This is a genomic window from Desulfuromonas sp. TF (assembly GCF_000472285.1).
GTDB lineage: Bacteria > Desulfobacterota > Desulfuromonadia > Desulfuromonadales > ATBO01 > ATBO01.
Window position 1 is genome coordinate 192,458 of the sequence record NZ_KI421415.1, and the last position, 24,487, is coordinate 216,944.

Below are 24,487 nucleotides of genomic sequence, written 5' to 3' on the forward strand. Positions count from 1 at the left end.
TCGGTCTTCCCCCTTCCCCAAAAGAAAAGGCGGGCATTCAGCTCGCCTTTCTTACACTCAATCAGTTGGATCGGTCGCTCAGGAATTGGCCGTATCTCCCCGGGACCTCCCTTGATCCAGGTCGAAGAGCTCATCGAATATCGCCTGTACCGTGGTGATCCGATCGGCCTTCCAGGCATTGGTGCCGCAGAAAACCAGACCGGTTTCCACATCGCCGCGCTGGGCCCGATCCAGGGCGTGAACGATGCAGAAGCGTTCCTGCCCGGTTTTATAGGTGCATTTCTTGAGACAACCCGAGGGGCAGCGGATTCCGAGATCGACATCGCGCTGACGGACGGCCTCGATGTTCCGGCTGATGGCCCGTCCGGGGAGCCCCGCCGGGCTCATGATCAAGCCGATATCCTCCGGGGTACAGTCGAGATACATCTGTTTGAAGGCGTCGGAGGCATCGCACTCCTCGGTGCAGACGAAACGACTGGCCATCTGGACTCCGTCGGCGCCTTCGTCCAGGGCATGCAGCAGATCGCCGCGGTCCCAGATGCCGCCGGCTGCGATCACCGGAATTTCGATCTGCCAGTTTTCCCGAAAATAGTCCTTTACACCTCGCACCGTGGCGTACTGATCGTACTCTCCCGTGCCTATATTCTCCAGTTTTTCGCCGAGGTGGCCCCCGGCGGTGTCGGGGTCCTCCACCACGACGGCATCCGGAAACCGCCCATAGCCTCTTTGCCATTTGCGGACAATGAGCTCGGCGGCCTTGACGGAGGAAACGATGGGGATGAGGGCCACGTGGGGAAAATCCGCCGTCAGTTCGGGAAGGTTCAGGGGAAGGCCGGCGCCGCTGACGATGACCTTGGCGCCCCCCTCGCAGGAGGCCCGCACCATTTCGTCATAGTTGGTCACCGCCACCATGCAGTTGGTTCCGATGACCCCCTTGGGAGCGATTTTATAGGCTTTGCGAATTTCATCCTTGAGCGCCATCGGATCGGCGGTAAAGAAATTCTTGCCGTCGAAATGAGGGCTGTTGAGACCGATTCCGGCCGTAGCCACCAGGCCGATTCCGCCGCAGCGGGCGACGTGTCCGGCCAGGTTGCCGCCGGAGATGCGCACGCCCATCCCTCCCTGAATCAGGGGGAAAGGAACGGTGTATCGGCCGATCGTCAAGGGTTTCATCATGTTTACTCCTCAGGTACCTGTTAATTAAAAAGGAAATACGGCTGGATTTTACCAGACGGATTTAATCGGGATTGTAATACTTCTGTAAAACCAGAAACCTCTTGTCCCAAGCACCGGCGAATGCTAAAGAGAAGCATGAAATTTTTCCGCCGCATCGTCAATCCTCTCTTCGCCTTTATCGGCATCCAACTGGCCTGGATCCTGGTGGTTATCTTCTGGATCTACTGGTTCATGGGCAAACATCAACAACTGCGCACACTTGCCGAAAAGTACAGTCCCGAACTGCTGCAGGGGGGCATCGACTGGTTCATCCTGGTGGAAGGTCTTCTTCTGCTGGTCGCCATCCTGGCAGGGGTGTACGTCATTTTTCTCTTCTGGCGCCGCCAGGCCGCGCTCTACCGCGCTCAGAGAAATTTCATCGCCCAGGTCAGTCATGAACTCAAATCACCCGTGGCTTCTCTTCAACTTCACCTGGAAACAATTCGCCGCCGCCGACCGTCACCGGCGAAGATGGACACCTTCATCGACACCATGCTGGCCGATACCGACCGGCTCGACACCTTGATCGACAATCTGCTGGCCGCCAGCCGCCTGGAGCAGAAGGGCTTGAAGCTAACCCTTGCCCCCTGCAATCTTTCAGAGCTGGTCTCTAATTATTTCCGCCCGCGCCAGTATGCCCTGCCCAAGGCGGGAAAAATGGAGCTGGACATCGATCCGGACCTTTGCGCCCGGATCGATGCCGAAGCGATCGAAACCGTCCTGCGCAACCTCCTGGAAAATGCCCTCCTTTATTCCTTGGGGCCACCCTCCATCCGCGTCCTTCTGAAGAGAGAGGGGGAGCGCGCGCACCTTATCTTCGCGGACCGGGGGAAGGGAATCGAAAGGAAGGAGCAGAAGAAAGTATTCCAGATGTTTTACCGCGTAAGACACACCGGCGAGACCATCCGCGGTTCGGGTCTGGGGCTGTTCATCGTCCGGGCGGTTGTCCGGCTTCATCGGGGCAAGGTCTGGCTGGAGAGTGAAGGAAGAGACAAAGGGACGACTTTTCACATCCTTCTTCCCCTCTGTCGGAATACGGTTGGAGAGGACGCCTCATGAGAAAGGCCCGCATACTTCTGGTGGAAGACGAACCGAGCATCGCCCGCGGCATCGTGTTCAATCTGCAGGAGGAAGGCTATGACGTGGTCCATGTGGAAACCGGAGAAGCGGCCCTTCAGCAGGCCTGGGAGGAGCCCTTCGCCCTGGTGGTGCTCGATCTCATGCTCCCGGGCATCAATGGGCTGGAAGTCTGCCGTCAGTTGCGGAACCAGGACCCCCGCCTGCCGATTCTGATGCTGACGGCCAAGTCGGAGGAGAAGGACCGGGTGGAAGGGTTGGCCCAGGGGGCCGACGACTACCTGACCAAACCGTTCAGCCTCGATGAGTTTCTGCTGCGGGTAGAGGGGATGCTGCGCCGTTCCAAGTGGTACCGGCCGGCATTCAGCCATGCGGAACGTTATGCCTTCGGAGCCAACGAAGTCAGCCTGAGGGAACAGAAAGCCGATACGCCGCGGGGGAAAATCATGCTTACCGATCTGGAAGTCCGCATGCTGCGCATTTTTTTTCAGAGGGAAGGAGAAGTCCTCTCAAGGGCCGAACTCCTGAAGTCGGTATGGGGAATGTCGCCGGATACCGAAACCCGCACCCTGGACAACTTCATCGTCCGCATGCGAAAATATTTCGAACAGGATCCCGCCCGCCCGGTCCATTTCCTCACCATCCGCGGCCGCGGTTATCAGTTCGTTCGTGAGGGCAAGTCCTGAATCCCGGCCGATTGGCCGCCCTTTCAACCCCTTCGGCGCCTGCCGACCTCCCTTTCGAAATATGCCGCTCCGGGTCTGATAGCATGCAGCGGGCCCATTGACTTTCCCTTCCGGCAAGGTCAAATAGATGTATGCATCTTTGACTTTCCTTGTCGAGTCCTGGTCACCGTCACCCCAAGGGATTCTCATGAAGATTCGCAGCAGAAGGCGCTCCAATCGAGAGAGAATATACCGCGAACTCTTTCGGAAAACCCCGGTCATGATGCATTCCATCGACCGCCAGGGACGCCTTCTGGAGGTCAGCAACCAGTGGCTGAAGACCCTCGGCTATACGCGGCACGAAGTGATCGGCACCCCCCTGGTCCGTTTTTTCAGCCATGATTCCCGGCAGAGGGCGGAGGAATCCGTCCTCCCTCTCTTTTTCCGCCAGGGATACGTCAGAGATGTGCCCTACCAGATGATCACAAAAAGCGGAGAACCGATTGATGTTCTTATCTCCGCCGTCGCCGAGCGCGACCGGCATGGCCGCGTTGCCCGGAGTATGGCCGGTATCGTCGATATCACGGCACACAAGAAAATGGACGAGGAGATCCAGCGGCTCGCCCACTACGACCACCTGACCGGTCAGCCCAACCGGCTGCTCTTCCACGACCGCCTGAAGCAGGCTCTGGCCCAGGCACACCGCGAGCACCGCAAGGTCGGTGTCGTCTTCATCGACCTGGATCGTTTCAAATGGGTCAACGACACCCTTGGCCACGCCATGGGTGACAAGCTGCTGCAGATCGTCGCCCAGCGCCTGACCGAGTGCGTACGCGACTGCGACACCGTCGCCAGGGTCGGCGGAGACGAGTTCGTCATCATTCTCTACGGATTCGATACGGCGAGCGAGCCGACGATTTTCGCCAAAAGGTTTCTGCAGGTCCTCGCGCAGCCCGCCAAGCTTAATGGAAAGGAATTTTACAGCACCGTCAGTATCGGGGTAGCCATTTATCCGCTGGACGGCGAGGACGACGAGACCCTCCTGCGCAATGCCGATATCGCCATGTATGCCGCCAAGGAGATGGGGCGGAACAATTTCCAGTTTTACTCGGCTGAGATGAATATCCAGGCCAAGGAAAAGCTCGATCTGGAAACCCGCCTGCGCCGGGCCATTGAGAACAATGAGCTTTCATTGGCCTATCAGCCCCAGCTCAACCTGACCACCGGGCAGATCGCCGGGGTAGAAGCCCTTCTGCGCTGGCACGATCCCGAGGTGGGGATGATTCCCCCCAGTCAATTCATTCCCGTGGCCGAAGAGACGGGCCTTATCATCCCGTTGGGAGAATGGGTGCTCAAGACCGCCTGCAGCCAGGCAAAGGAGTGGCAAAAGAGGGGATTTTCACCCGCGCGCCTGGCGGTCAACGTCTCGAGTCTTCAGTTCAAACGGATTGATTTCGTCGAGATGGTTGAAGCCGTGTTGAAGGAGACGGGGCTCGATCCCGGTTTTCTCGAGATCGAACTCACCGAAAGCATCATCATGGAAGACGTCAAGGACGCCATCATGACCCTTGCCGACCTCAAAGTCAGGGGCATCCATCTGGCCATCGATGATTTCGGCACCGGCTACTCGTCTCTCATCTACCTGAAGCATTTCCCTTTCGACCGTATCAAGATCGCCCAGGAATTCGTCCAGGCCATCGCCAGGGATCGGGACCAGGAGGCCATCGTCGAAGCCATCATCTTCATGGCCAGCAGTCTTGAGCTGAACGTGATCGCCGAAGGGGTCGAAACCAAGGCTCAACTCGATTTTCTGCGCAAGCGGAAGTGCCAGGACATGCAGGGATTCTACTTCTCTCACCCTATTGAGGCGCTTGCCTGGAACCCGCGCTTCGAAGAATCCCTGGCCCGAAAAGGAAGTTCCCTTATCAGTCGTCATGTGCAATAGAATAATAGATAGATCATCCTCACATCTCCTTCAGGTTGACATGGCAAGGTGATCGGTTAAAGATTTGACCGGAGACAGTGCTTTTTACCAGCCACCTAAGAAGGGAGGCGGACATGAGAAACTCCAACCTGTTTGAAACGCTTCGCCAGGACCACGAAAAAATTGCCGATGTTTTTTCCCGGCTGGCCGGATCCCGAAAGGAAGAAGACCGCCTGCGCCGGGTCTTCGATCTGCAGAATACCCTGACTCCCCACTTGCTGGCCGAGGATCGGGAGGTCCTTTCCCATCTTGAGGACGTCGAAGGAGAAGTTGCCCCCGCGCAGATCCGCCATGAGCATGATGAAATCCGCGGGGAGTTGGAAAAACTCTCCCGGACCCCGGTCAACGAGGAGGTTTTCGGCCGTCAGGTCGATCTCCTGTACGATTTCTGGCAGCGCCATACCGAGGCGGAGGAAAAAACGCTCCGCGCCGCTCTCGACCGAATCACCAGCGCGGAGGCTGCCGGGATTCTCCACGGCTACAAGACGGAGCGCGACCGCCACACCCGATCCGGCCCGGAAGGCGGACGCAACTGGCTATAGCCGACTCGGCATGAACACACTTCGGAACCGGTGGCCATGTCCTGTTGTGGCAGCCGGGACGGAGAAACCTTCTTCATTTATCTCCTTCTTTCAGTTTCGGAAATAGCCGGTTCAGGGATGCCTTCTCCCCGAACCGGCTTTTCTCGTTTCGAACCCCGACATCCTCCGGCCGTTTTTCTTTTTGCAGCCGGGCAAATTTCGCCTATTATAAGGCAATTTTCAGCGGTGTCTGTCCCTGCGTCTGACCGGATAATTCCGAACCATTCCGGTTTTCCTTTGAAGTAAAATGGGTGGATTATGGGTAGCGGCCCTCGAGTTGGAGTCGGTAGAAACAGCCCCCGCAGGTCCTTTGCGGCAGCCTCTTATGTCGCACTGGGCGCGGGGACGGCTCTCTGGCTGGCGCATAAGGGATCCCCCCTCGCCGCCGGCCTGCTGCTCAGTGCGCTGACAGCGGTCGCCGCCTGGGCGGGATTCCACTTTCGGGACTGGCACCGGGAAGAAGACCGCATGGCGGAAGATCTCGGCCTTGCGCCTGCGTCGGCGGCGCGAAAAACAGGCGGTCCCCTTCAGGGCTTCAAGAAACCCGGCGTGCCTGTCCGGCCCACGGCGGCAGCCCTGGGAGACTCCTTCCGTCTTCAGCTGGACCTTTTGCGCACCGCTCTGGGCCTTACCGGAGTGGCCCTGCTCTGGCCCGACTCCTCCGGAGCCGCTCTGCGACTTCGGGGACTGTCCTCAAGTCGCACCGATCTTCGCCCGGGACCCTACCCCGTGGGCTGCGGCATTACCGGCATTCTAGAAAAGGACCGGGACGAGATCGCCATGGCGCCCGTGGGCGCCGCGTTCAGCGGTCTACCCTATTACCGCGGCCGCGGACGCACCGGAGGCGTGTTCGCCATCCGCATTCGCGTGGAAGGTGAAAATCGGGGAGGCATCCTCTGCGTCGACCGGGAGGCGGCCCATCCCTGGAATTCCCTGGAGGTGGAGACCCTGCGCACGGCCGCCCGGCGCCTGGCTTTCGACGTGTCCATGGGGCGCCGCTTTCTGGAGATGCACCGGGAGCGCGGACTTTACCAGCGGGTATCCATCGGCCTGCGTGAACTTACCGAAGGACTGGGGCTGGAATCGACGATCGATGCCGCCCTCAAGGCCGTGCGCACCGTCATCGCTCCCGACTTCTTCGCTCTCACCCTGACCGAAGGGGTTGCCTACCGGGTTCTCCATGCCGAAGGACCGAGGGCGGAAAAACTCCTTTCCAGCACTTTTCCTCTGGATGAAGGTCTGGTCGGACAGTCGCTTCGCTATGACTGCTCCCTTCCGGAAGGCGCTGAATACCTGGGCGCCTCGCCGGTCTTCGGCTCATTGACTCTTCCAGGCGATTTGCGCTCTCTGCTGATTCTCCCTCTACGCAAGGAAAAGAGCGCTCCCCTGGGCACCCTGGTGCTGGCTGCCCGAAAACCCGGCGTTTTCAATCTTCTCCACCGCGAACTCCTGGAACTGATCGCAAAACAGGTGGCGATCAGGATCGACCTGGCTCTCGCCCATGAACAGATCAATCGCCTGGCGACCACGGACGGCCTTACCGGGCTGGCCAACCACCGGGCCTTCCAGCAGGCCTTCAGGACCATGCTCCAGCGCGCCCGCCGCAATTCGACCTCCCTGTGCCTGCTGCTCTGCGACGTCGACCATTTCAAGGGGGTCAACGACACCTTCGGCCACCCCTTCGGGGACACCGTGCTCAAAGCCGTCGCCGGCGCACTGGCTCAAAGCGTGCGGGGGATCGACCTCGCCGCCCGTTACGGAGGCGAGGAATTCACCCTGCTGCTGGAAGACTCGAAAAGGGAGGGCGGCCGGAAAATGGCCGAACGGGCGCGCCGCGCCGTCGAAGCGCTTGAACTCGATCATGAAGGCCAGCAGGTTTCGGTGACCATGTCCATAGGACTGGCCGTCTTCCCCGACGATGGAGACGAAATCCCGATGCTCATACAGCGCGCCGACCAGGCCCTCTACCAGGCCAAGCGCCAGGGGCGCAACCGCACCGTGGCGTGGACGGGGAAGATGGAGGGGGAGGATACTGAGCAGGCGGGTGGAGGGGTAAAACAGGCTTGATGACCGGGACAATGACCGGGTCGGGAAGGGGTCAATTTTCGCCGCGCCTTTCAGGTTTGCCCTTCTCGACCCCTGGCGTCCCCCGCATGGCCTCCTGAGTGCACCACACGACCCCCTGATGCTTTTCGCCCAAAAACCCCTCAGACCATAAATTTAGAACGTTTTCAGGCCAACTGTTCAGGCTCATCTCATGTTAGAAACACGAGGTGCGCTTCAGACTCATTTCATTTTGGAAGAGGCTCGACCTTGTCTTTCCCGAGGAATCATGCCATGATGTCGCGTTGAACCCAACGGCCTTTTCGGGGAGTGTTGCTCTGTGGATCGTAATCTGGCAATGGAACTGGCAAGAGTCACCGAGGCTGCGGCCTTGGCCAGCGGACGCTGGGTCGGCAAGGGCGACAAGATGGCTGCCGACGAGGCCGCCACCAATGCGATGCGCCGGACTCTGGATTCCATGGATATCGATGGCACCGTGGTTATAGGCGAAGGGGAGATGGATGAAGCTCCCATGCTCTATATCGGTGAAAAAGTCGGCACCGGCTCCGCTGCCGAAGTGGATATCGCCGTAGATCCCCTGGAGGGAACGAATATCTGCGCCAAGGGAATGAACGGGAGCATTGCCACGATTGCCATGGCACCCCGCGGCGGATTTCTCCACGCCCCCGACATGTACATGGAAAAGATCGCCGTCGGTCCTTCGGCCCGTGGCGCCATCGACATCAATGCTTCGCCTGCGGAGAATCTCAAGCGGGTTGCCGAGGCCAAGAGATGTTATATCGAGGACCTTACAGTCGTCATCCTCGACCGTCCCCGCCACGACAAGATCGTCCAGGAAATCCGCAAGGCCGGCGCGCGCATCCATCTCATTCCCGACGGGGACGTGGCCCCGGCCATTGCTGCAGCTGTCGAGGGAAGCGGCGTCGACCTGCTCATGGGCATCGGCGGAGCCCCCGAGGGAGTGCTCGCGGCTGCGGCCCTCAAATGCATGGGAGGGGACATGCAGGGGCGTCTGGTCTTCATGACCATGGAGGAGCGCGACCGGGCAAAGGGAATGGGAATTGACGATTTCGAAAAAGTTTACACCACCGAGGAAATGGCCAAGGGGGATGTCTTCTTTGCCGCCACCGGGGTCACCAACGGCGAGCTTCTGCGCGGCGTCCGCTATTTTTCCGGAGGAGCCGAAACCCACTCTATCGTCATGCGTTCGAAGAGCCGGACTGTGCGCTTTATCACGTCTCAGCATTTTTTCGATTACAAGCCGGTCTACTGACCGACCATAGGGCAGCGGCGCCTCCATCCAATCGTGTCGCGGGAGGAGACGATTTATCCCTTGTCAATCCGCTGACGAATTGCTAGAATCCACCCTGTTTTTAACGACATATATCCAATCATCCTATAGGGGAGAGACATGGCGATTATAACCATCTCACGGGAAATGGGCAGCGGGGGCATTCCTATCTCTCACAAGGCGGCTGAAAAACTGGGGTACACCCTGCTGGACGGGGAGACACTCAAAAAAGCCGCTCCGGCATACGGCCTGACTCCCGAAGCCCTTGAGAAGGCTGACGAGAAACCGCCCGCCTTCGTAGAGAGCCTGGATGAACAGATGGAAGTCGATCTTCACCAGATCGAACTGATCGTTCTGGAATACGCCCTCAAGGGCAATGTCATCATCTACGGCCGGGGGGGCCAGGATCTTCTGAAGGACATCGGCAGCGTCTTTCGGGTCCGGATCATAGCGCCTTTTGAAGAGCGGGTGGAACGCTGGGCCGAACGCGAATGGCTCGACCCCGACCTGGCCCGGATACTCGTCCGCAAGAGCGACCAGCAGCGTGCAGGCTTCATCAAGTATTATTTCGACCGCGACTGGGAGGATCCTCTACACTACGATCTCGTCATCAATACATCTCGTCTGTCCGAGGAAATGGCGGTCAGCCTGATCTGCAATGGGGTGCGGGACCAGAATCTCATGGAGCAGAAGGGGACGTCAAAAAAGATCCTTTCAGACCTGATCCTGCGCAAGAAGGCCGAGATTGCGATCTTCTCATCTTCGGCAGTCGAAGGGCACCATCTCAACATAGAGACGAAGAACGGCATCATCACTCTCTCGGGGCATGTCCATGGCGAAGAAGACCGTCGCACTGTGCTTGCTGCGGTCCGCGCCGTTGAAGGCGCACGGGACCTTGTGGATAAGCTCAAAGTGATTGAATACCGCACGTACCCTAAGGAACACTGAGGTTCCCCTCAGCATTGCGTGGGGACGGAAAGCCGGCCGGCAGGTCGGCTTTCTGCGTTTCTGAGGTGAAAAATGCCCCTTGTCCGGGAGAAGCCCTTCATGCTACCATAACTCGCTTTCCGGGCAAGCCGGCAGATCAGACCAAGGAGTAATTCGGAACATGGCTGGACACAGCAAGTGGGCAAACATCAAACATCGCAAAGGCGCCCAGGACGCCAGGCGCGGCAAGATATTCACCAAACTCATCAAGGAAATCACGATTGCGGCCAAGATCGGCGGCGGTGATCCTCTGGCCAATCCCCGGTTGCGACAGGCGATCGATAAAGCCAAGGGTGAGAACATGCCCAAGGACACTATCGAGCGGGCCGTGAAAAAGGGGACCGGGGATCTCGATGGAGTTAATTACGAAGAGGGGATTTTCGAAGGATACGGCCCGGGCGGCGTGGCGGTCATCGTCGAATTCATGACCGACAACCGCACCCGTACCGTCGCCGATGTCCGCCATATCTTCACCAAGCACAACGGCAGCCTCGGGGTAAGCGGCTCCGTCTCCTTCCTTTTCGACCGGAAGGGACTCATCTCCTTCGGGCCAGACCAGGATTTCGACACCATCTTCGAAGCGGCCCTGGAATCAGGAGCGGAAGACGTCAAGGACGAAGGGGATGCCTTCGAGGTGATCACCGATCCTTCTTCATTCATCGAAGTCAGGGATTCTATTGCCGCCAAGGGCCTTCAGTGGGACACGGCCGAAGTCACGATGATCCCCCAGACCATGGTGAACCTGGAGGGAAAACAGGCGGAACAGATGCTTAAGATGATGGACAAACTCGAGGATAACGACGACGTCCAGAACGTCTATGCCAATTTCGACATCTCTGATGAAGAGATAGGCAACATCATGGGTTAAACCCACGTTCGACGTTCAAAGTTCGATGTGCGGTGTTCACGGGTTGAATGCTTTGAACGTTGAACTCGAACACCGAACCTTGAGCCGGCATTTATGAGAATTTTAGGGATCGACCCCGGTAGCCGGATCACGGGCTATGGCATCGTGGAGAAAAAGGGCAACCGGCTGCTGCACATAGACAACGGCGCCATTCACACCCGTTCCGGCGACGCCCTGTCGCTGCGGCTCAAGACCATTCACGACGCCCTTGGCAGGATCATCGCCCAATATTCTCCCGAAGCGGTGGCGGTGGAAGAGATCTTCCTTTCGCGAAACGTTCTTTCGGCCCTCAAACTGGGACACGCCCGTGGAGCTGCACTGCTGGCCGGGGCAAATCACCATCTGCCGGTCTTCGAATATTCGGCCCTGCAGGTGAAAAGCGCCGTGGTCGGTTACGGAAGGGCCGGTAAAGATCAGGTCCAACAGATGGTCAAGTCCCTTCTCGGCCTTCCGGAAATCGCCCAGGAGGATGCCTCAGACGCACTGGCTGTCGCCATCTGCCATGCCCATAGTCACAACCTGAACAGTCGGCTCCAGGCCCTGGCGGCCAAATAGCCGCTGAAAAATCCAGCCGTTCCCCCTTTCCTGCACGGATTGCCATGATCGCTATGCTGACCGGGAAAATCGCGTACAGATCGATTGATCATCTGATCGTCGATGTAGGAGGGGTCGGCTACCGCCTGATGATTCCCCTCTCCACTTTTTACGCCCTGCCGGAAGAAGGCGAAATCCGCCTTCATGTCCATACCCACGTAAAAGAAGACGCGATCCATCTCTACGGTTTCCTGACTCCGCCGGAGAAGGAGATGTTCGCCCTGCTCCTCTCCGTCTCCGGAGTGGGGCCCCGGCTGGCCCTCAATATCCTGTCCAATATCCCTTCGGCCGAACTTAAAGCCGCCCTCTGGGAGGGAAACAGCAAACGGCTCTCAGCCATTCCGGGGATCGGCAAAAAAACCGCCGAACGACTGGTGCTGGAACTCAGGGAAAAGGTTCAGCGGCTCGGTCCTCTCTCTCTTCCCGCCCGGCCGGAAACCGGCCAGCCCCCAGCCAACTCTCTCGACGATACCCTCTCGGCCCTGGTCAACCTCGGATACAAGGAAAGCCTGGCAAAAAAGGTGCTGGAATCGATGGAAATTTCAAAGGAAACGTCCTTGGAGGAGATCCTCAAGGGAGCCCTGAAAGTCCTCGTTCGCTAAATGGTCCTTGAACCTTGAACCCTGGAACTAGTCTTCATATGACTGACCGCATAATAACCGCCGACCAGGTTGACGGCGACGACAATTTTGAAACGAGCCTCAGACCGCGGACCCTCAAGGAATACATCGGCCAGGGCAAAGCCAAGGAGAACCTGCAGATCTTCATCGAGGCCGCCCGGGGCCGTGGGGAGGCTCTGGACCATGTGCTGTTCTACGGCCCTCCGGGACTTGGGAAGACCACCCTTGCCAACATCGTCGCCAATGAGATGGGCGTCAATATCAAGAGCACCTCCGGCCCGGTCATCGAAAAACCCGGCGACCTGGCAGCAATTCTCACCAACCTGGAGGGCGGCGACGTTCTATTTATCGATGAAATCCATCGCCTCTCACCTGTTGTCGAGGAGATCCTCTACCCTGCCATGGAGGATTACCAGCTCGACATCATCATCGGTCAGGGACCCTCGGCGCGCACCATCAAACTCGACCTTCCCCGCTTCACGCTCGTCGGAGCGACCACCCGGGCCGGACTCCTGTCTTCGCCCCTGCGGGATCGTTTCGGTGTGATCTCCCGACTTGAATTCTATACGGCGGAGGAGTTGGCCACCATCGTTGCGCGCAGCGCCGAAATTCTCGATATCCCTTCAGAAGAGGACGGGACCACGGAAATCGCCCGACGCAGCCGCGGCACCCCCCGAATCGCCAACCGCCTGCTGCGCCGGGTAAGAGACTTTGCCCAGGTGAAGGGGGACGGCATCATCACCCGGGAACTTGCCGATCTCGCGCTGGGCAAGCTGGAAGTGGACCGAAGCGGCTTCGACCATATGGACCGCCTGCTCCTGATGACCATAATCGACAAGTTCTCCGGCGGCCCCGTGGGGCTGGAAACTTTAGCCGCGGCCATCGGAGAGGAGAAGGATACGATTGAGGATGTCATCGAGCCCTTCCTCATCCAGCAGGGCTTTCTCAACCGGACGCCGAGGGGGAGGACCGCCACTCCCCTGGCCTATGGGCATTTTCAACGCCGGCCGCCGACAAATGGAGTGATGCCCGACCTTTTTGCGCCGACAGACGGTTAATATTCCTGCGAAGGGCCGCTGCCTACGGATTTTACCGCTTTTCTATCAAAAAAACTTTTGCCCGGGTCTTTATCTGTGTTAACGTTTTGCCCAAGGGGGAAAGGAAGCTCTAGCCCTGCTGAATTCGCCCCCTGGGCCGTCGTGGTGACGGCCCTTTTATCTTGTCGATCTGCGGCGTCTCCGTCAGCGTCTGGCTTTTCTTAATGAGTATGGATCAGCAGACCCTCCAGCTTTTCAGTCGTCAACTTGCCCATTGGGCTGAGAACGCCATCTCTCAGGGACGTTTCCCCTTCCGCAAAGTGGAAACCTTTCCGTCGCTGCTCACGGAAAAGGGCGAAATGCACCCTCCCCTGGTATTCTGGATCAACCGTGCCAGCTGCATGGCCGCCGGAATTCTCATCCTGCCTCCACAGGATGCCGAAGAGGGGGTGGCCATGGGTCGGGAGTGCGCCCGATCTCTCGGACTTCGACATTTCGTAACCTGGGCGCCGCATGAAATCGTCTTCTGGGAAGAGCGCGGAGAGACGCTCGCGCGAAGTAAGACCCTGCCGTTGTCCGGTACCGAAAATGCCGCTGCCGGATTCCGCCGGGCCCTGTTGTCTCTAATGAATGAGTTGAAAGTCCTCTCTGTTCTGGGCGCCGTTCCGCCCGGCCGGCTATCGCCTTATTATCTCGCCAATCTCTGCCGCGGCACGCTGCTATCCGTCCTCCCGGGCCTGGCCGAAGACTGTCGCGCGGCCCGCGGGGAAAACCGTCTTGAGCGGGGGCAGACGCCGGAAATTCTGGCTCTGCAAAAGGGAATGATGACCCTGTTGCGCCTCGTCGGCCTGACAGCCCACGACCTTCTGCTGCCGACCGTTCAGCCTGAAGGGCTTGAACGGGCCATGCGCTTCGCTCTTGACAACCTCCCGCCTGGCCCCCGAAGAGCGCTATTGATGCCGGAGGAAGAGTGGCCACTTCCTGCTGAAGAGGCAGTGGCGTTCCATCATCTCTTCCGGAGGCTAGTTCAGTTGGGGCCTGGGGAGGACCTGACGCGGTATCCCCGTTTTCTCGAAATTTTACTGGACCACGAAACGGAGGCGCTGGGGGGCTTCCCCCTCCCAGTTCATCCCACTTTGGCGGAAGGATCTGCAACCCTGCTCATCAATCCCGACCGTCTCCATCGGGTCGGCGGGGAGGTCCTTGAAACGGCGTCTATTCCCTTGCTGGCCTTTACCTCTCTGCTGAGGGACCTGCACGGTCTGCCCCCGGCAAGGATGCAGTCCGAGAGCGTTCTGACCCTCTCCCCCGAAATCCGGCCCGGGTCTGTCTCAGGGACCCTGAAGGATACCGACGTTCCTCAGGTTCGCGAGCATCAGGCGCTTGCCGCTCAGCTGCGCAGTTCCTGGCCAACTCGGCGATTCCCCCTCCCACCCCGCACCCCCCGATGGACCTGGGAATTTCTCCATCTGCTCGGCTTGGCCGAGGACGGCGCGATCATCGATCTGCACCTTCCGGACGCTTGGCTTACTGCTGATTTCGGCGCTCCGCTGATCGAACTGATCAAGGAACAGTTCACGCTGAACCGGCTGGAGGTGAATGCCGAAGCGCCCTTGAGGATTCGCCTCATCAAGAGCATGGACAAGGAAGCAACAGCGAGGCTGATCGGCCCCCAAGGGTCCAAAGAACTTTCCTGGCAGCGAATCTGTTCAGAACATCGAGCCTTTCTTCCCTTGGGCCTGCATCTTCCCGCCTCGCTTTTCTCCCTGCTGGAAGAGGGGTTTCTGCACCTTCCCTGCGCCTCTTCCTGGCCCGACGGCAACGAAAGAGAGCTGTACCTCTTCAGCCGCTCTCCACTCGGTCGCCTTCTCTGGGAGACGGTCAGCGGCTGTCGTCCACTGCCGCCGCGCGACCAGGTCCGGGAAGAAGCCGTGCTGCGGGGGCTACCGATCCCGACTGGGGAAATCCTGGAGAATCTTCGCCTTCTCCCGGGAACAGACGACACAGGACTTCCCCGACAAACGGATTTCGATAAGGAACTGGCGCTCTGGCTGGAAACGGATTTCAAGAACCCTGAAGCCTCCAGATCGCCAGCACGGCGGCAGCCTTTGCGCCGGGCGCAGAAAATCCCCATCAGCGAAGAGCTGGCCGAAGAGATCGCCAGGAGCGTTTTTGTCGACGGGCTGCCCCGATTTCCGGAGCAGTACATGTACGGATATTACCGTCCGCGGCTCGTAGAATATAGCTTTTCAGGACCGTTGATCGCCGAAGAAGAATTTTTCGACCGTTTCACGCTTCGTGACCGGAAGGGACGCCTTCTGGATGTGGAAGGAACGGAAACGGCGCAGGCACTGCTGCTGGCCTCCTGTGATGGCCGCACTACCGTGGCCTTGCCGGAGGACCGGCACCTTACGGCAACTATCGTCGAGCGGTATCGCAGCGACCTTAAGGCTATGCATCGCAACCTGGTCCAGCAGGCTCATGTCCGCTTGACGGACCCTCAAGCCGCCGATTCCCTGGCATCCATGGTCTGGCGCTCTGCCTTACTGCCCCCCTGGAAGCTGGTGGACATTTAGGGAAAATCCCTTATAGTAGGTAATCTGAATTGAAGGTCCTCACTTTTACCCCTCGTTCAGGAGGGGATTTCCCAGAAGGGATGTCTATGAACGTTCTTCTCCATATCTGTTGCGCCAACTGTGCCATTTATCCGGTAAAAGTTCTTCGCGAGAGAAACTTCGGGGTGACTGGCCTCTTCTATAACCCGAATATTCATCCCTATCAGGAATTTCGTAAACGAATCGAGGCTGTTCGGGAATATGCCTCCCAAGTGGAGTTGGAAATCCTCTTTCGGGAGGAATACCTGATGGAGCAATTTCTCTCCCGGGTCGCTCAGGACTCCCGCAACCGATGCGACTACTGCTACCGGTCCCGTTTGGAAGAAACCGCCAGAACGGCATCGAAAAACGGATTCGAAGCATTTTCCACGACCCTGCTTTATTCCCGCTATCAGCAGCATGAACCGATTCGGGAGTTCGGAGAGGACCTGGCCCGGCAGTACGGAATCACCTTTCTCTATCGGGACTTCCGACAAGGCTGGCGCGAAGGGATCGACACCTCCAAGGCCATGGGACTCTATCGCCAGCAGTACTGCGGATGTATCTACTCGGAAATGGAACGCTATTGTCCCCAGAGCAGAAACTGAAACTCCGTGCATCCGGGCAAGATTCTCATCATCCTCGGTCTGCTGCTGATCATAGCCGGGGTTCTGTTTCTCCACGGCGGTAAGATCCCATTTATCGGCCGTCTGCCCGGCGACATCCGCATCGAGCGGGGAAATTTCACCTTTTTCTTTCCCTTGGGCTCCTGCCTGCTTCTTTCGATTCTGCTCTCTCTTATCCTCTGGCTCTTCCGCCGCTGACCGCGAAAAACTCCTAGATTCTTGCAACCCACAGTGTCATTCTATAATAACGGGATTTTTCATCACAGCTCCAATCTCCTTTCCCCCTGGCCCGAAATGATGACTCCGCACAAAACGAAAAAGATAGGTCTCGCACTGGGCAGCGGCGCCGCCAGAGGTCTGGCTCATATCGGGGTGCTGAAGGTTCTGGAGGAAGAAGAGATCGGGATCGACGTTATCGCGGGGACTTCCATCGGGGCCTTTATCGGCGCGCTTTACGCGGCAGGGGTTTCCGTTGCCCAGATGGAGGAGGTGGCGTTGAATGTCGACTGGCGACGCCTAGCCCGGCTGATTGATCCGACATTTCCCTCTGCCGGACTCATCGACGGCAAGAAGGTTTCCCTTTTCATGTCCGAACTGCTTCCCGTGCGCACATTTGAGGAACTGCAGATCCCTCTGGCGGTGATCGCCACAGACCTCGAAACCGGGGAACCCCTCATTATCAAAAAGGGACAACTGCTGAAGGCATTGCAGGCCGCGGTCGCATTTCCGGGCATTTTCCCTCCCATCCGATTCGGGGACCGTTTTCTCATTGACGGCGGTCTCTGCAATCCCGTCCCGGCAGATGTGGCCCTTGACCTGGGAGCCGAGGTGGTTATCGGAGTCTGCGCCATTCCTGCGATAAGAAAACCTCGAACCGAGGCTTTTCTTCCCGAAAAAAAGAACGAAAGACAGCCTAAAAGACGTTTTCTCGATTTTTTCAATTCACGGAATGTGGAGAACGTTGTAAAGGACCTCTGGCGTCAGAACAACCATGAGGAATCGGAAGTCGCAGCGATGAAGATAAAACTCAAGGCTCCCGGCATTTTCAAAGTCTGCGCCCAGAGCATCGCCATAATGGAAAATGAAATCAATGCCCTGCGACTGGAGCGCAACCATCTTGACATTTTGATCCGGCCCGACTTGAATGATATCACTCTGCTGGAGTTCCATCGTGCCGCCGAAGCCATACAGGCTGGAGAAAATGCAACGCGCCTGGCCATCGACAAGATAAAGGCCCTGGCCCGACCGATTGAAAGCTCTCCCTTTTATGATAATGTTTAAGTATTTAGAATCACACCAAACTTACGGAGGATATCATGCTGGAGATGCTTGAGAAAACCATTCTCGCCGGGATGGGCGCCATTTCCCTCAGCCAGAAGAAAGCCGAAGAATTCATTCAGGAACTCAAACAGCGATTCAATGTCAGCGAGGAAGAGGGTAAGGCGCTGCTCGAAAAACTCCAGGACGCGGCCCGGGAAAATCAAAAAAAATTGGAAGAACTGGCCAGGGAAGAGGTTCGCAAGACCTGTGAACGGATGGGTGTCGTCACCGCCGACGAATTCGAACGGCTGCAGAAAAGGGTGCAAAAGCTGGAAAAGCAGCTCAAGGAGTCGGGGCAATAACATCGCTCCGACCTCCATCTCATGCTGATATTCTCGCGGATCAACCGAAATATCCGTTCCATCCGGCGCTACCGGACCATCCTTGGGATTCTGATCAAATACGGCTTCGGTCATATTGTTGAACAGCTCAATATCAATTACTATCTCGAACTGGGTAGGCGGCTGGTCACCCTGGGTGCAACCCCCAAGGAGATCGAACGCCTGACTCAACCTGAAAGGCTGCGGCTGGCAATGGAGGAGCTCGGCCCGACCTTCATCAAGCTGGGGCAGATTCTTTCCACCCGCCCCGATATCGTCTCCCATGAATACGCCGAGGAATTCAGCAGGCTACAGGACCGGGTCCCTTCGATCCCGCTTGAACAACTGCAGGAACAGATCCAGAAGGATCTCGGCTATCCTCTGACCGAGATGTTCGCCGAATTCTCTCCTATTCCCATTGCCGCCGCTTCCATCGCCCAGGTTCATCGCGGTCTCCTGAAAAGCGGTGAGGAGGTGGTGATCAAGGTCCGCCGTCCCGGGATCAAGGAGGTGGTGGAAACGGATCTGGACATCCTCATGGGCCTGGCTTACCTCATCGAGCGTCATCTTCCCACCGGCGATCTCCTCGATCCGATCAAAATCGTCAAAGAATTTCGCCGAACCATCAGCCGGGAAATGGATTTCGCCCGGGAAGGCTATACCATAGATCGGTTTGCCGCCAACTTCGCCGATGATCCCACCATGCACGTCCCCCATGTCTTCTGGGATTACACGGGCGAATCGGTCCTGACCATGGAATTCATCGACGGGATCAAGGTCTCGGATTCTTTACGGCTGGCCTCCGCCGGCGCCGACCCCAAGATCATCGCTCGCTACGGGGCGGATGCGTTTCTCAAACAGGTGCTGGTCCACGGCTTTTTCCATGGAGACCCGCACCCTGGCAACATTTTCGTCCTGGAGAACAATACTATATGCATGCTCGACTTCGGCATGGTCGGGCGACTTGACGAGACGCTCAAATTTCAGCTCGTCGACTTGCTCATGGCGGTGCTGCACCGGGACGTTGAGCTCATCATCTCCCAACTCCTTTTCTCCGGGGAGCTCTCCGACGAGACAAGAGCCAAGGATCTTCAGCGCGATCTCAGCGAAATGATCGACGACTACTACGACCTCCCTCTGCAGGAAGTCAATGCCGGAAAACTGCTGGCCGATTTTGTCGAAATTCTTGTTGAGTACCGGATCAAATTTCCCGCCGACCTGATGCTCCTGGCCAAGGCCCTGGTCACCATGGAAGGAGTCGGACGCCAGCTTGATCCCGAATTCAACATGATTGTCCACCTCAGACCCTTTATGGAAAAATTGTTCCGCGAGCGGAAAGCGCCCGCCAGTATAACCCGGGAATTCACCCGCACGTTTATCGCATATGGCGCCCTCGCCAGGAGTTTCCCACGGGATTTCAAGGAATTCATAAATCGCATCAATCGCAACAAATTCAAGATCGACCTTGAGCACCGGGGACTTGAGAGGCTGATTTCCGACCTGGACAAATCGAGTAACCGACTCTCCTTCAGCCTGCTCATTGCCGCTCTCATCGTCGGTTCCTCCCTCATCATGCAGACCGAAAAAGGCCCCCTCCTTTTCGGATTCCCCATCCTGGGATTTCTCGGTTATTCCATTGCCGGCTTTCTCGGACTCTGGCTTGCCATCGCCATTCTCCGCTCCGGACGCCTGTAAAGTGTGGTGCCACAAACACACGTTCTTGCATATTTGCAACAAATACCCCTTTCCACTCTCTTCATCGGTAAAGTTTCCTCTGTATTTTCAAAGGATTGAAAATTTCAAACTCAATGGCAGGATCCTTGCAAGCATCCAGCACAGATGCTCTATGTGATTAATTGAAGGAGGATGTACCTTTCTATGATTTACCAATGCACCATAGCACACCCGTTAATGATTTCCGGGATCGGCCTACACTCAGGCCACCGGATCAGCATGACCCTGCGTCCAGCGGAAGCAGGAACCGGCGTTGTTTTCCATCGCACCGAAGGCGAGCGGACCGTCAGCATCGAAGCCGTTTCAGCCAACGTGGTCGATACTCGCCTTGCCACCGTACTCGGCAAGGGAGGATTGAGCGTCTCGACGGTGGAACATCTTCTGGCCGCTCTGTCTGCCTTCGGCATCGATAATCTTCATATCGATATCGACGGTCCCGAAGTACCCGTCATGGACGGCAGCGCCGCTCCTTTCTGCGACCTGCTTCGCAATGCCGGCATTCGAAGCCTTCCCCGCAGCCGTAAGTACCTTGCCATCCGCAAACCGATCACGCTGATCGACGGTGAAAAGCGGGTCACGTTGATTCCTTCACGCTTTTTCCGCATAACTTTTGACATTGCTTTCGACCATCCCTGCATCTCCCTGCAGCAGCGATCCATTAAATTCTCACAGGAACTCTTCTGCCGGGACATCGCTCCGGCCAGAACCTTCGGATTTCTCAAGGAGGTGGAGTACCTGAAGGCTAACGGGCTGGCCCGTGGAGGTTCGCTCGACAATGCCGTTGTCATAGGCGAAGACAGCATTCTCAATCCCGAAGGTCTTCGTTTCCAGGATGAATTCGTCCGCCATAAAATTCTTGATTCAATTGGGGATTTCAGTCTCCTGGGTCATCCCATCCTAGGGCACATCAAGGCTTTCAAGGCCGGCCACGACATCAATCACCAGATGGTGGGGAAAATTCTGGCCTCTCCAGAATGCTGGAAACTCGTCGAGTTTTCCGAGGAGGATCTTCGTTCGGCACTACATACCGGGGCTCCGGTCTTCTCCTCCGAACTGGCTTTCTCCAAAATCTGACCTCCTAATTTTCCCTGATTCCATCGATTTCAAAGGCAGCCTGACGGCTGCCTTTTTGTCTTATTGGGCCTTGCATTTAGGCCTGTTATTGGCCTAAAATTAAACGTTTAGACTTTAGCCTGCGAGGAGCCGCATGAAATTCTTCCCCGCCAGCCGGGATCCTAAAACTGCTGAAAAAAGAAAACGCCGCAGGGAATGGGTTCTGACTCTTCTGATCGTCATACTGGTCATTTTCCTCTCCGGTTTTGAAACCAGGCTGTTCGAGCTCACTTCCAAGATTCCGGTAGCCAACAGCATTCTGGTCCTGGCGCTCATCAATATCAATATTCTGCTCATCATTCTCTTCCTCTTTCTGGTTTTCCGAAATTTCTTCAAACTGATCATCGAGAGGAAACGAAACGTACCAGGTGCCCGCCTGCGCACCAAGCTGGTCGTGGCCTTCGTCGCCCTTTCTCTTGTTCCCACCATGTTGCTCTTCTTCGTCTCCGCCGGTTTTATCACCAACTCGATCGAAAACTGGTTCAATACCCAGATTGAGTCCTCTTTGCAAGAGTCTCTGGAAGTGGCCCAGACATACTACAAGAACTCGGCTGCTAATGCTCTATACTATGCCGAGCAGGTGGCTCGAATTGTCAAAGAAGAGAAGTTGCTCAATCAGGAAAATCTTCCAGCGCTTGCAGAGGTGATTAAACAGAAACAGCAGGAATATAACCTTGGGATAGTTGAAGTTTTTTCCTCCACCTATGAAGAGCTGGTCCGGGCCGCCAATCCCCAGGTCCCGACGGCCGAATTCACCGATCCAGGCTCGGATAACATTCGCGAAGCACTGCAGGGCAACCGGTTCTCCCGAATCACCCCTATCGGCAAGGCCGATCTCATTCGGGGCATCGTTCCAGTCTATTCGAACTGGAACCCGAAGGATGTCGTAGGGGTGGTGGTGGTTAATTATTATGTCCCCTATTCGCTGGTGAACAAGATGAAGGAAATCTCCAGTTCCTTCGAGCAATATAAAAGCACCAAACTGCTTAAAGGCAAAATACAAAAAGGATACGTCATCGTCCTTCTCCTGATCGCCCTGGTTATCATATTTCTGGCGACATGGTTCGGCTTTCATCTCGCCCGGGAGATCACAGTGCCTATTCAGCGGCTGGCTGAAGCCACCAATCAGGTGGCCGGAGGGGATCTGGACGTCCGGATCGACGTCCAAAGCGATGATGAAATAGGCACCTTGGTCTATGCTTTCAACATGATGACCGCCGATCTCCGCCATGGACAGAGGGAGATCAGGGAAGCGAACAATGAGCTAAAAATTTCCAACCTGGAATTGGAACGGCGTCGCCGATATATGGAGATCGTTTTGAAAAACGTTACCGCCGGGGTCATTTCGATGGACAAACAGGGAAACCTGACCACCATCAACAACTCGGCGGAAAAACTCCTCAAGATCAAAACGGGGAACGTCCTGGGAAAAAATTTCAGAGAAGTCGTCGGCACCGAACACCTACCGCTGATCAAGGATTTCCTCAGAGAATTGCTCAACTCAGGGAAAAACTCCATTCGCAAACAGATCACCCTTCCTGTTCAGGACAGTAAGGTCACCCTTTTGGTCAACGTCACCACCTTACGCGATGAAAATGGTGAATTCATGGGCACCGTGGTGGTATTCGATGATCTCAGCCATTTGATAAAGGCCCAACGCATGGCGGCCTGGCGCGAAGTGGCGCGCCGCATCGCCCACGAGATCAAGAACCCTCTGACTCCCATCCAGCTTTCGGCTCAACGCCTTCGTCGCCGCTATCTGGAGCGTTTCGCCGAAGATGATACCGTCTTTGACGAATGCACCATGATGATCATCAAACAGGTGGATGAACTTAAAAACCTGGTCAACGAGTTTTCGAGCTTCGCCCGGATGCCTGCCGGCCATCCATCGCCCAACGACCTGAATGCCATTCTTGCCGAAGCGCTGGTACTGTTTCAGGAGGGACACAAGGAAATCGAGTTTTCCTTTCACCCCGATCGCCGAATTCCCATCTTCAGTCTTGACCGGGAGCAGATCAAGCGTGTGCTCATCAATCTTCTGGACAACGCGGTCAGCGCCAATGAGGGGCAAGGCTCCATTGTAGTTGCATCCAGTTTCAATCCGGCTCTACAAATGGTAACCTTCACCGTAGCCGATACCGGGTGCGGTATCCCGCCGGAAGATAAGCCACGACTTTTCGAACCATATTTTTCCACCAAAAAGTCAGGGACCGGACTCGGTTTGGCCATTGTTTCCACCATCATCTCCGACCATAACGGCTACATACGGGTCAAGGACAATACCCCCCGAGGCACTCGGTTCATCGTTGAATTTCCGCTCAACGGCAACAATCTGCCAGCCTGAGATACTCTAGGAGTCGTTTGCGACATGAAAACCATACTCATTGTTGATGACGAACAAAGCATTCGCGAGAGCCTGAAGGGGATCCTTCAGGATGAGGGATTCCGGACCCTTTTCGCCCCGAACGGGGAAGAGGGTCTGAATCTGGTCAAGGAGGACAATCCCGATCTCGTTCTCCTCGACATATGGATGCCTGGAATGGACGGTCTGGAAACCCTTCAACGCATCCGGGAGGGACATCCCGAGCAATTGGTGATCATGATGAGCGGGCATGGCACCATAGAGACGGCGGTCAAGGCAACCAAACTGGGCGCCTACGATTTCATTGAGAAACCTCTTTCCCTTGAAAAGGTTCTTCTCGGCGTGCAGAACGCCATGAAGATCGGTCAGTTGGTGGAGGAAAACCGCTCTCTGAGAGCCAGACTCGCCAAAGATTATGAGATGATAGGCGACAGTCCGGCCATTAGGCACTTGAAGGAACAAATTTCCATCGCCGCCCCGACATCGGGATGGGTCCTGATCACAGGAGAGAACGGAACCGGCAAGGAGTTGGTGGCCAGGGCCATCCATCACCAGTCCCACCGCCGGGAGAAACCATTCATCGAAGTGAACTGTGCCGCAATTCCCGAGGAGTTGATAGAATCAGAGCTCTTCGGACATGAGAAGGGAGCCTTCACCGGAGCTACGGCCCAGCGCAAGGGGAAGTTCGATCAGGCACACGAAGGAACTCTGTTTTTGGATGAGATTGGAGACATGAGTCTCAAAACCCAGGCCAAGGTGCTGCGGATCCTCCAGGAGCGCAAATTCGAAAGGGTCGGAGGACATCGGACCATCGAGGTGGATGTCCGGGTGATCGCCGCAACCAACAAAGATCTGGACGAGGAAATCCGAACCGGGAATTTCCGAGAAGACCTCTATTATCGCCTCAATGTTCTGCCATTCCACGTTCCTCCCCTGCGTCACCGGATAGAGGACATCCCTAAACTGACCCACCATTTTCTCGAATTTTTTTGCAGCAAGGAGAGTCGGGAGACAAAATCCCTGACTGCCGAAGCACTGGATGCCATGGTCAGTTACTCCTGGCCGGGAAATGTGCGTGAGCTAAAAAACATTATCGAACGCCTGGCTATCATGACCCCCGAAACGATCATATCAGAGAGAAATCTGCCGGTAGCCATTACCGGCAGACGCCAAGGGGCTAAAGGGCAAGGCACTCCATCGGCGGGCCAGACCTTTACCTTCCGGGAAGCACGGGAAGAGTTCGAAAAGGATTTCCTCATTCAGAAACTGGAAGAAAACGACTGGAACGTTTCCCGCACCGCCGAAGCCATTGAAATCGAGCGATCCAACCTGCACCGCAAAATCAAGTCATTCGGGATTGAACTGAAGAAATAGTTTAGGAGTCGGGAGTCGGGAG

General features: G+C 56.7%; 21 protein-coding genes. 20 read left to right on the forward strand and 1 reads right to left on the reverse strand.

The genetic code is table 11. From position 1 onward, the window contains the following. Nucleotides 1–78: 78 nt before the first annotated feature. A complete protein-coding gene (locus DTF_RS0106655) occupies nucleotides 79–1,176 on the reverse strand; it encodes a nitronate monooxygenase family protein (RefSeq protein ID WP_155890736.1) in 1,098 nt (365 codons plus the stop codon). A 135-nt stretch (nucleotides 1,177–1,311) separates the two neighbouring features. Here DTF_RS0106655 and DTF_RS0106660 point away from each other — a divergent pair, with 135 nt between their 5' ends. The 20 genes from DTF_RS0106660 (at nucleotide 1,312) to DTF_RS0106755 (ending at nucleotide 24,465) form a co-directional block, all read left to right on the forward strand. Next, entirely contained in the window at nucleotides 1,312–2,274 is a 963-nt protein-coding gene (locus DTF_RS0106660) for a sensor histidine kinase KdpD (protein ID WP_051361039.1), read from the forward strand. Continuing rightward, the gene (locus DTF_RS0106665; protein WP_027714693.1) at nucleotides 2,271–2,978 is read left to right on the forward strand and encodes a response regulator transcription factor; all 708 of its coding nucleotides are present in this window, start codon (nucleotides 2,271–2,273) and stop codon (nucleotides 2,976–2,978) included. Before DTF_RS0106660 ends, DTF_RS0106665 begins: the two co-directional genes overlap by 4 nt. 187 nt (nucleotides 2,979–3,165) lie before the next feature. Beyond that, nucleotides 3,166–4,902: a bifunctional diguanylate cyclase/phosphodiesterase gene (locus DTF_RS22305; RefSeq protein ID WP_051361041.1), complete on the forward strand. Its 1,737-nt coding sequence runs from the start codon at nucleotides 3,166–3,168 to the stop codon at nucleotides 4,900–4,902. 113 nt (nucleotides 4,903–5,015) lie between these two features. Further along, entirely contained in the window at nucleotides 5,016–5,483 is a 468-nt protein-coding gene (locus DTF_RS0106675) for a hemerythrin domain-containing protein (RefSeq protein WP_027714694.1), read from the forward strand. A 297-nt stretch (nucleotides 5,484–5,780) separates the two neighbouring features. Beyond that, nucleotides 5,781–7,589, forward strand: coding sequence for a diguanylate cyclase (locus tag DTF_RS25300; RefSeq protein WP_051361042.1), 1,809 nt, complete (start codon nucleotides 5,781–5,783; stop codon nucleotides 7,587–7,589). Nucleotides 7,590–7,905: 316 nt separating this feature from the next. After that, on the forward strand, nucleotides 7,906–8,859 hold the full coding sequence (gene glpX, locus DTF_RS0106685) for a class II fructose-bisphosphatase (RefSeq protein ID WP_027714695.1): 954 nt from the start codon (nucleotides 7,906–7,908) through the stop codon (nucleotides 8,857–8,859). Nucleotides 8,860–8,997: 138 nt separating this feature from the next. Further along, nucleotides 8,998–9,825: a cytidylate kinase family protein gene (locus DTF_RS0106690; RefSeq protein ID WP_027714696.1), complete on the forward strand. Its 828-nt coding sequence runs from the start codon at nucleotides 8,998–9,000 to the stop codon at nucleotides 9,823–9,825. Between the two features lie 160 nt (nucleotides 9,826–9,985). Further along, on the forward strand, nucleotides 9,986–10,732 hold the full coding sequence (locus tag DTF_RS0106695; RefSeq protein WP_027714697.1) for a YebC/PmpR family DNA-binding transcriptional regulator: 747 nt from the start codon (nucleotides 9,986–9,988) through the stop codon (nucleotides 10,730–10,732). Between the two features lie 93 nt (nucleotides 10,733–10,825). Beyond that, complete coding sequence (ruvC, locus tag DTF_RS0106700; RefSeq protein ID WP_027714698.1) at nucleotides 10,826–11,326, forward strand: crossover junction endodeoxyribonuclease RuvC; 501 nt, start codon at nucleotides 10,826–10,828, stop codon at nucleotides 11,324–11,326. A 44-nt stretch (nucleotides 11,327–11,370) separates the two neighbouring features. After that, nucleotides 11,371–11,967, forward strand: a complete 597-nt coding sequence (gene ruvA, locus DTF_RS0106705; protein ID WP_027714699.1) for a Holliday junction branch migration protein RuvA — start codon at nucleotides 11,371–11,373, stop codon at nucleotides 11,965–11,967. Between the two features lie 38 nt (nucleotides 11,968–12,005). Further along, nucleotides 12,006–13,043 carry a Holliday junction branch migration DNA helicase RuvB gene (ruvB, locus tag DTF_RS0106710; protein ID WP_027714700.1) on the forward strand — a complete coding sequence of 346 codons (1,038 nt, stop codon included), beginning with the start codon at nucleotides 12,006–12,008 and terminating at the stop codon, nucleotides 13,041–13,043. A 209-nt stretch (nucleotides 13,044–13,252) separates the two neighbouring features. Beyond that, the gene (locus tag DTF_RS0106715) at nucleotides 13,253–15,598 is read left to right on the forward strand and encodes a hypothetical protein (RefSeq protein WP_027714701.1); all 2,346 of its coding nucleotides are present in this window, start codon (nucleotides 13,253–13,255) and stop codon (nucleotides 15,596–15,598) included. Nucleotides 15,599–15,684: 86 nt separating this feature from the next. After that, nucleotides 15,685–16,224 carry an epoxyqueuosine reductase QueH gene (locus tag DTF_RS0106720; RefSeq protein ID WP_027714702.1) on the forward strand — a complete coding sequence of 180 codons (540 nt, stop codon included), beginning with the start codon at nucleotides 15,685–15,687 and terminating at the stop codon, nucleotides 16,222–16,224. A gap of 6 nt (nucleotides 16,225–16,230) precedes the next feature. After that, nucleotides 16,231–16,440 (forward strand): DUF2905 domain-containing protein, encoded by a 210-nt coding sequence (locus DTF_RS0106725; RefSeq protein WP_027714703.1) that lies wholly within the window; start codon nucleotides 16,231–16,233, stop codon nucleotides 16,438–16,440. A gap of 33 nt (nucleotides 16,441–16,473) precedes the next feature. Next, on the forward strand, nucleotides 16,474–17,523 hold the full coding sequence (locus DTF_RS22315; RefSeq protein WP_051361045.1) for a patatin-like phospholipase family protein: 1,050 nt from the start codon (nucleotides 16,474–16,476) through the stop codon (nucleotides 17,521–17,523). 35 nt (nucleotides 17,524–17,558) lie between these two features. Next, on the forward strand, nucleotides 17,559–17,864 hold the full coding sequence (locus DTF_RS0106735; RefSeq protein ID WP_027714704.1) for a phasin family protein: 306 nt from the start codon (nucleotides 17,559–17,561) through the stop codon (nucleotides 17,862–17,864). Between the two features lie 21 nt (nucleotides 17,865–17,885). After that, nucleotides 17,886–19,577, forward strand: a complete 1,692-nt coding sequence (ubiB, locus tag DTF_RS0106740; protein WP_027714705.1) for a 2-polyprenylphenol 6-hydroxylase — start codon at nucleotides 17,886–17,888, stop codon at nucleotides 19,575–19,577. A gap of 183 nt (nucleotides 19,578–19,760) precedes the next feature. Further along, entirely contained in the window at nucleotides 19,761–20,690 is a 930-nt protein-coding gene (gene lpxC, locus DTF_RS0106745; RefSeq protein WP_027714706.1) for a UDP-3-O-acyl-N-acetylglucosamine deacetylase, read from the forward strand. A 133-nt stretch (nucleotides 20,691–20,823) separates the two neighbouring features. Further along, nucleotides 20,824–23,073: an ATP-binding protein gene (locus DTF_RS0106750; RefSeq protein WP_027714707.1), complete on the forward strand. Its 2,250-nt coding sequence runs from the start codon at nucleotides 20,824–20,826 to the stop codon at nucleotides 23,071–23,073. Nucleotides 23,074–23,097: 24 nt separating this feature from the next. Further along, a complete protein-coding gene (locus DTF_RS0106755; protein WP_027714708.1) occupies nucleotides 23,098–24,465 on the forward strand; it encodes a sigma-54 dependent transcriptional regulator in 1,368 nt (455 codons plus the stop codon). The last annotated feature ends 22 nt before the right edge of the window (nucleotides 24,466–24,487 follow it).

Coding starts and splice junctions, on each gene's coding strand:
- DTF_RS0106675 (WP_027714694.1), top strand. CDS start 5,016: ATGAGAAACTCCAACCTGTTTGAAACGCTTCGCCAGGACCACGAAAAA.
- DTF_RS0106690 (WP_027714696.1), top strand. CDS start 8,998: ATGGCGATTATAACCATCTCACGGGAAATGGGCAGCGGGGGCATTCCT.
- lpxC (WP_027714706.1), top strand. CDS start 19,761: ATGATTTACCAATGCACCATAGCACACCCGTTAATGATTTCCGGGATC.
- DTF_RS0106750 (WP_027714707.1), top strand. CDS start 20,824: ATGAAATTCTTCCCCGCCAGCCGGGATCCTAAAACTGCTGAAAAAAGA.
- DTF_RS25300 (WP_051361042.1), top strand. CDS start 5,781: ATGGGTAGCGGCCCTCGAGTTGGAGTCGGTAGAAACAGCCCCCGCAGG.
- ubiB (WP_027714705.1), top strand. CDS start 17,886: ATGCTGATATTCTCGCGGATCAACCGAAATATCCGTTCCATCCGGCGC.
- DTF_RS0106720 (WP_027714702.1), top strand. CDS start 15,685: ATGAACGTTCTTCTCCATATCTGTTGCGCCAACTGTGCCATTTATCCG.
- DTF_RS0106695 (WP_027714697.1), top strand. CDS start 9,986: ATGGCTGGACACAGCAAGTGGGCAAACATCAAACATCGCAAAGGCGCC.
- ruvB (WP_027714700.1), top strand. CDS start 12,006: ATGACTGACCGCATAATAACCGCCGACCAGGTTGACGGCGACGACAAT.
- DTF_RS0106755 (WP_027714708.1), top strand. CDS start 23,098: ATGAAAACCATACTCATTGTTGATGACGAACAAAGCATTCGCGAGAGC.
- ruvC (WP_027714698.1), top strand. CDS start 10,826: ATGAGAATTTTAGGGATCGACCCCGGTAGCCGGATCACGGGCTATGGC.
- DTF_RS0106655 (WP_155890736.1), bottom strand. CDS start 1,176: ATGATGAAACCCTTGACGATCGGCCGATACACCGTTCCTTTCCCCCTG.
- ruvA (WP_027714699.1), top strand. CDS start 11,371: ATGATCGCTATGCTGACCGGGAAAATCGCGTACAGATCGATTGATCAT.
- DTF_RS0106715 (WP_027714701.1), top strand. CDS start 13,253: ATGGATCAGCAGACCCTCCAGCTTTTCAGTCGTCAACTTGCCCATTGG.
- DTF_RS0106735 (WP_027714704.1), top strand. CDS start 17,559: ATGCTGGAGATGCTTGAGAAAACCATTCTCGCCGGGATGGGCGCCATT.
- DTF_RS0106665 (WP_027714693.1), top strand. CDS start 2,271: ATGAGAAAGGCCCGCATACTTCTGGTGGAAGACGAACCGAGCATCGCC.
- DTF_RS0106660 (WP_051361039.1), top strand. CDS start 1,312: ATGAAATTTTTCCGCCGCATCGTCAATCCTCTCTTCGCCTTTATCGGC.
- DTF_RS22305 (WP_051361041.1), top strand. CDS start 3,166: ATGAAGATTCGCAGCAGAAGGCGCTCCAATCGAGAGAGAATATACCGC.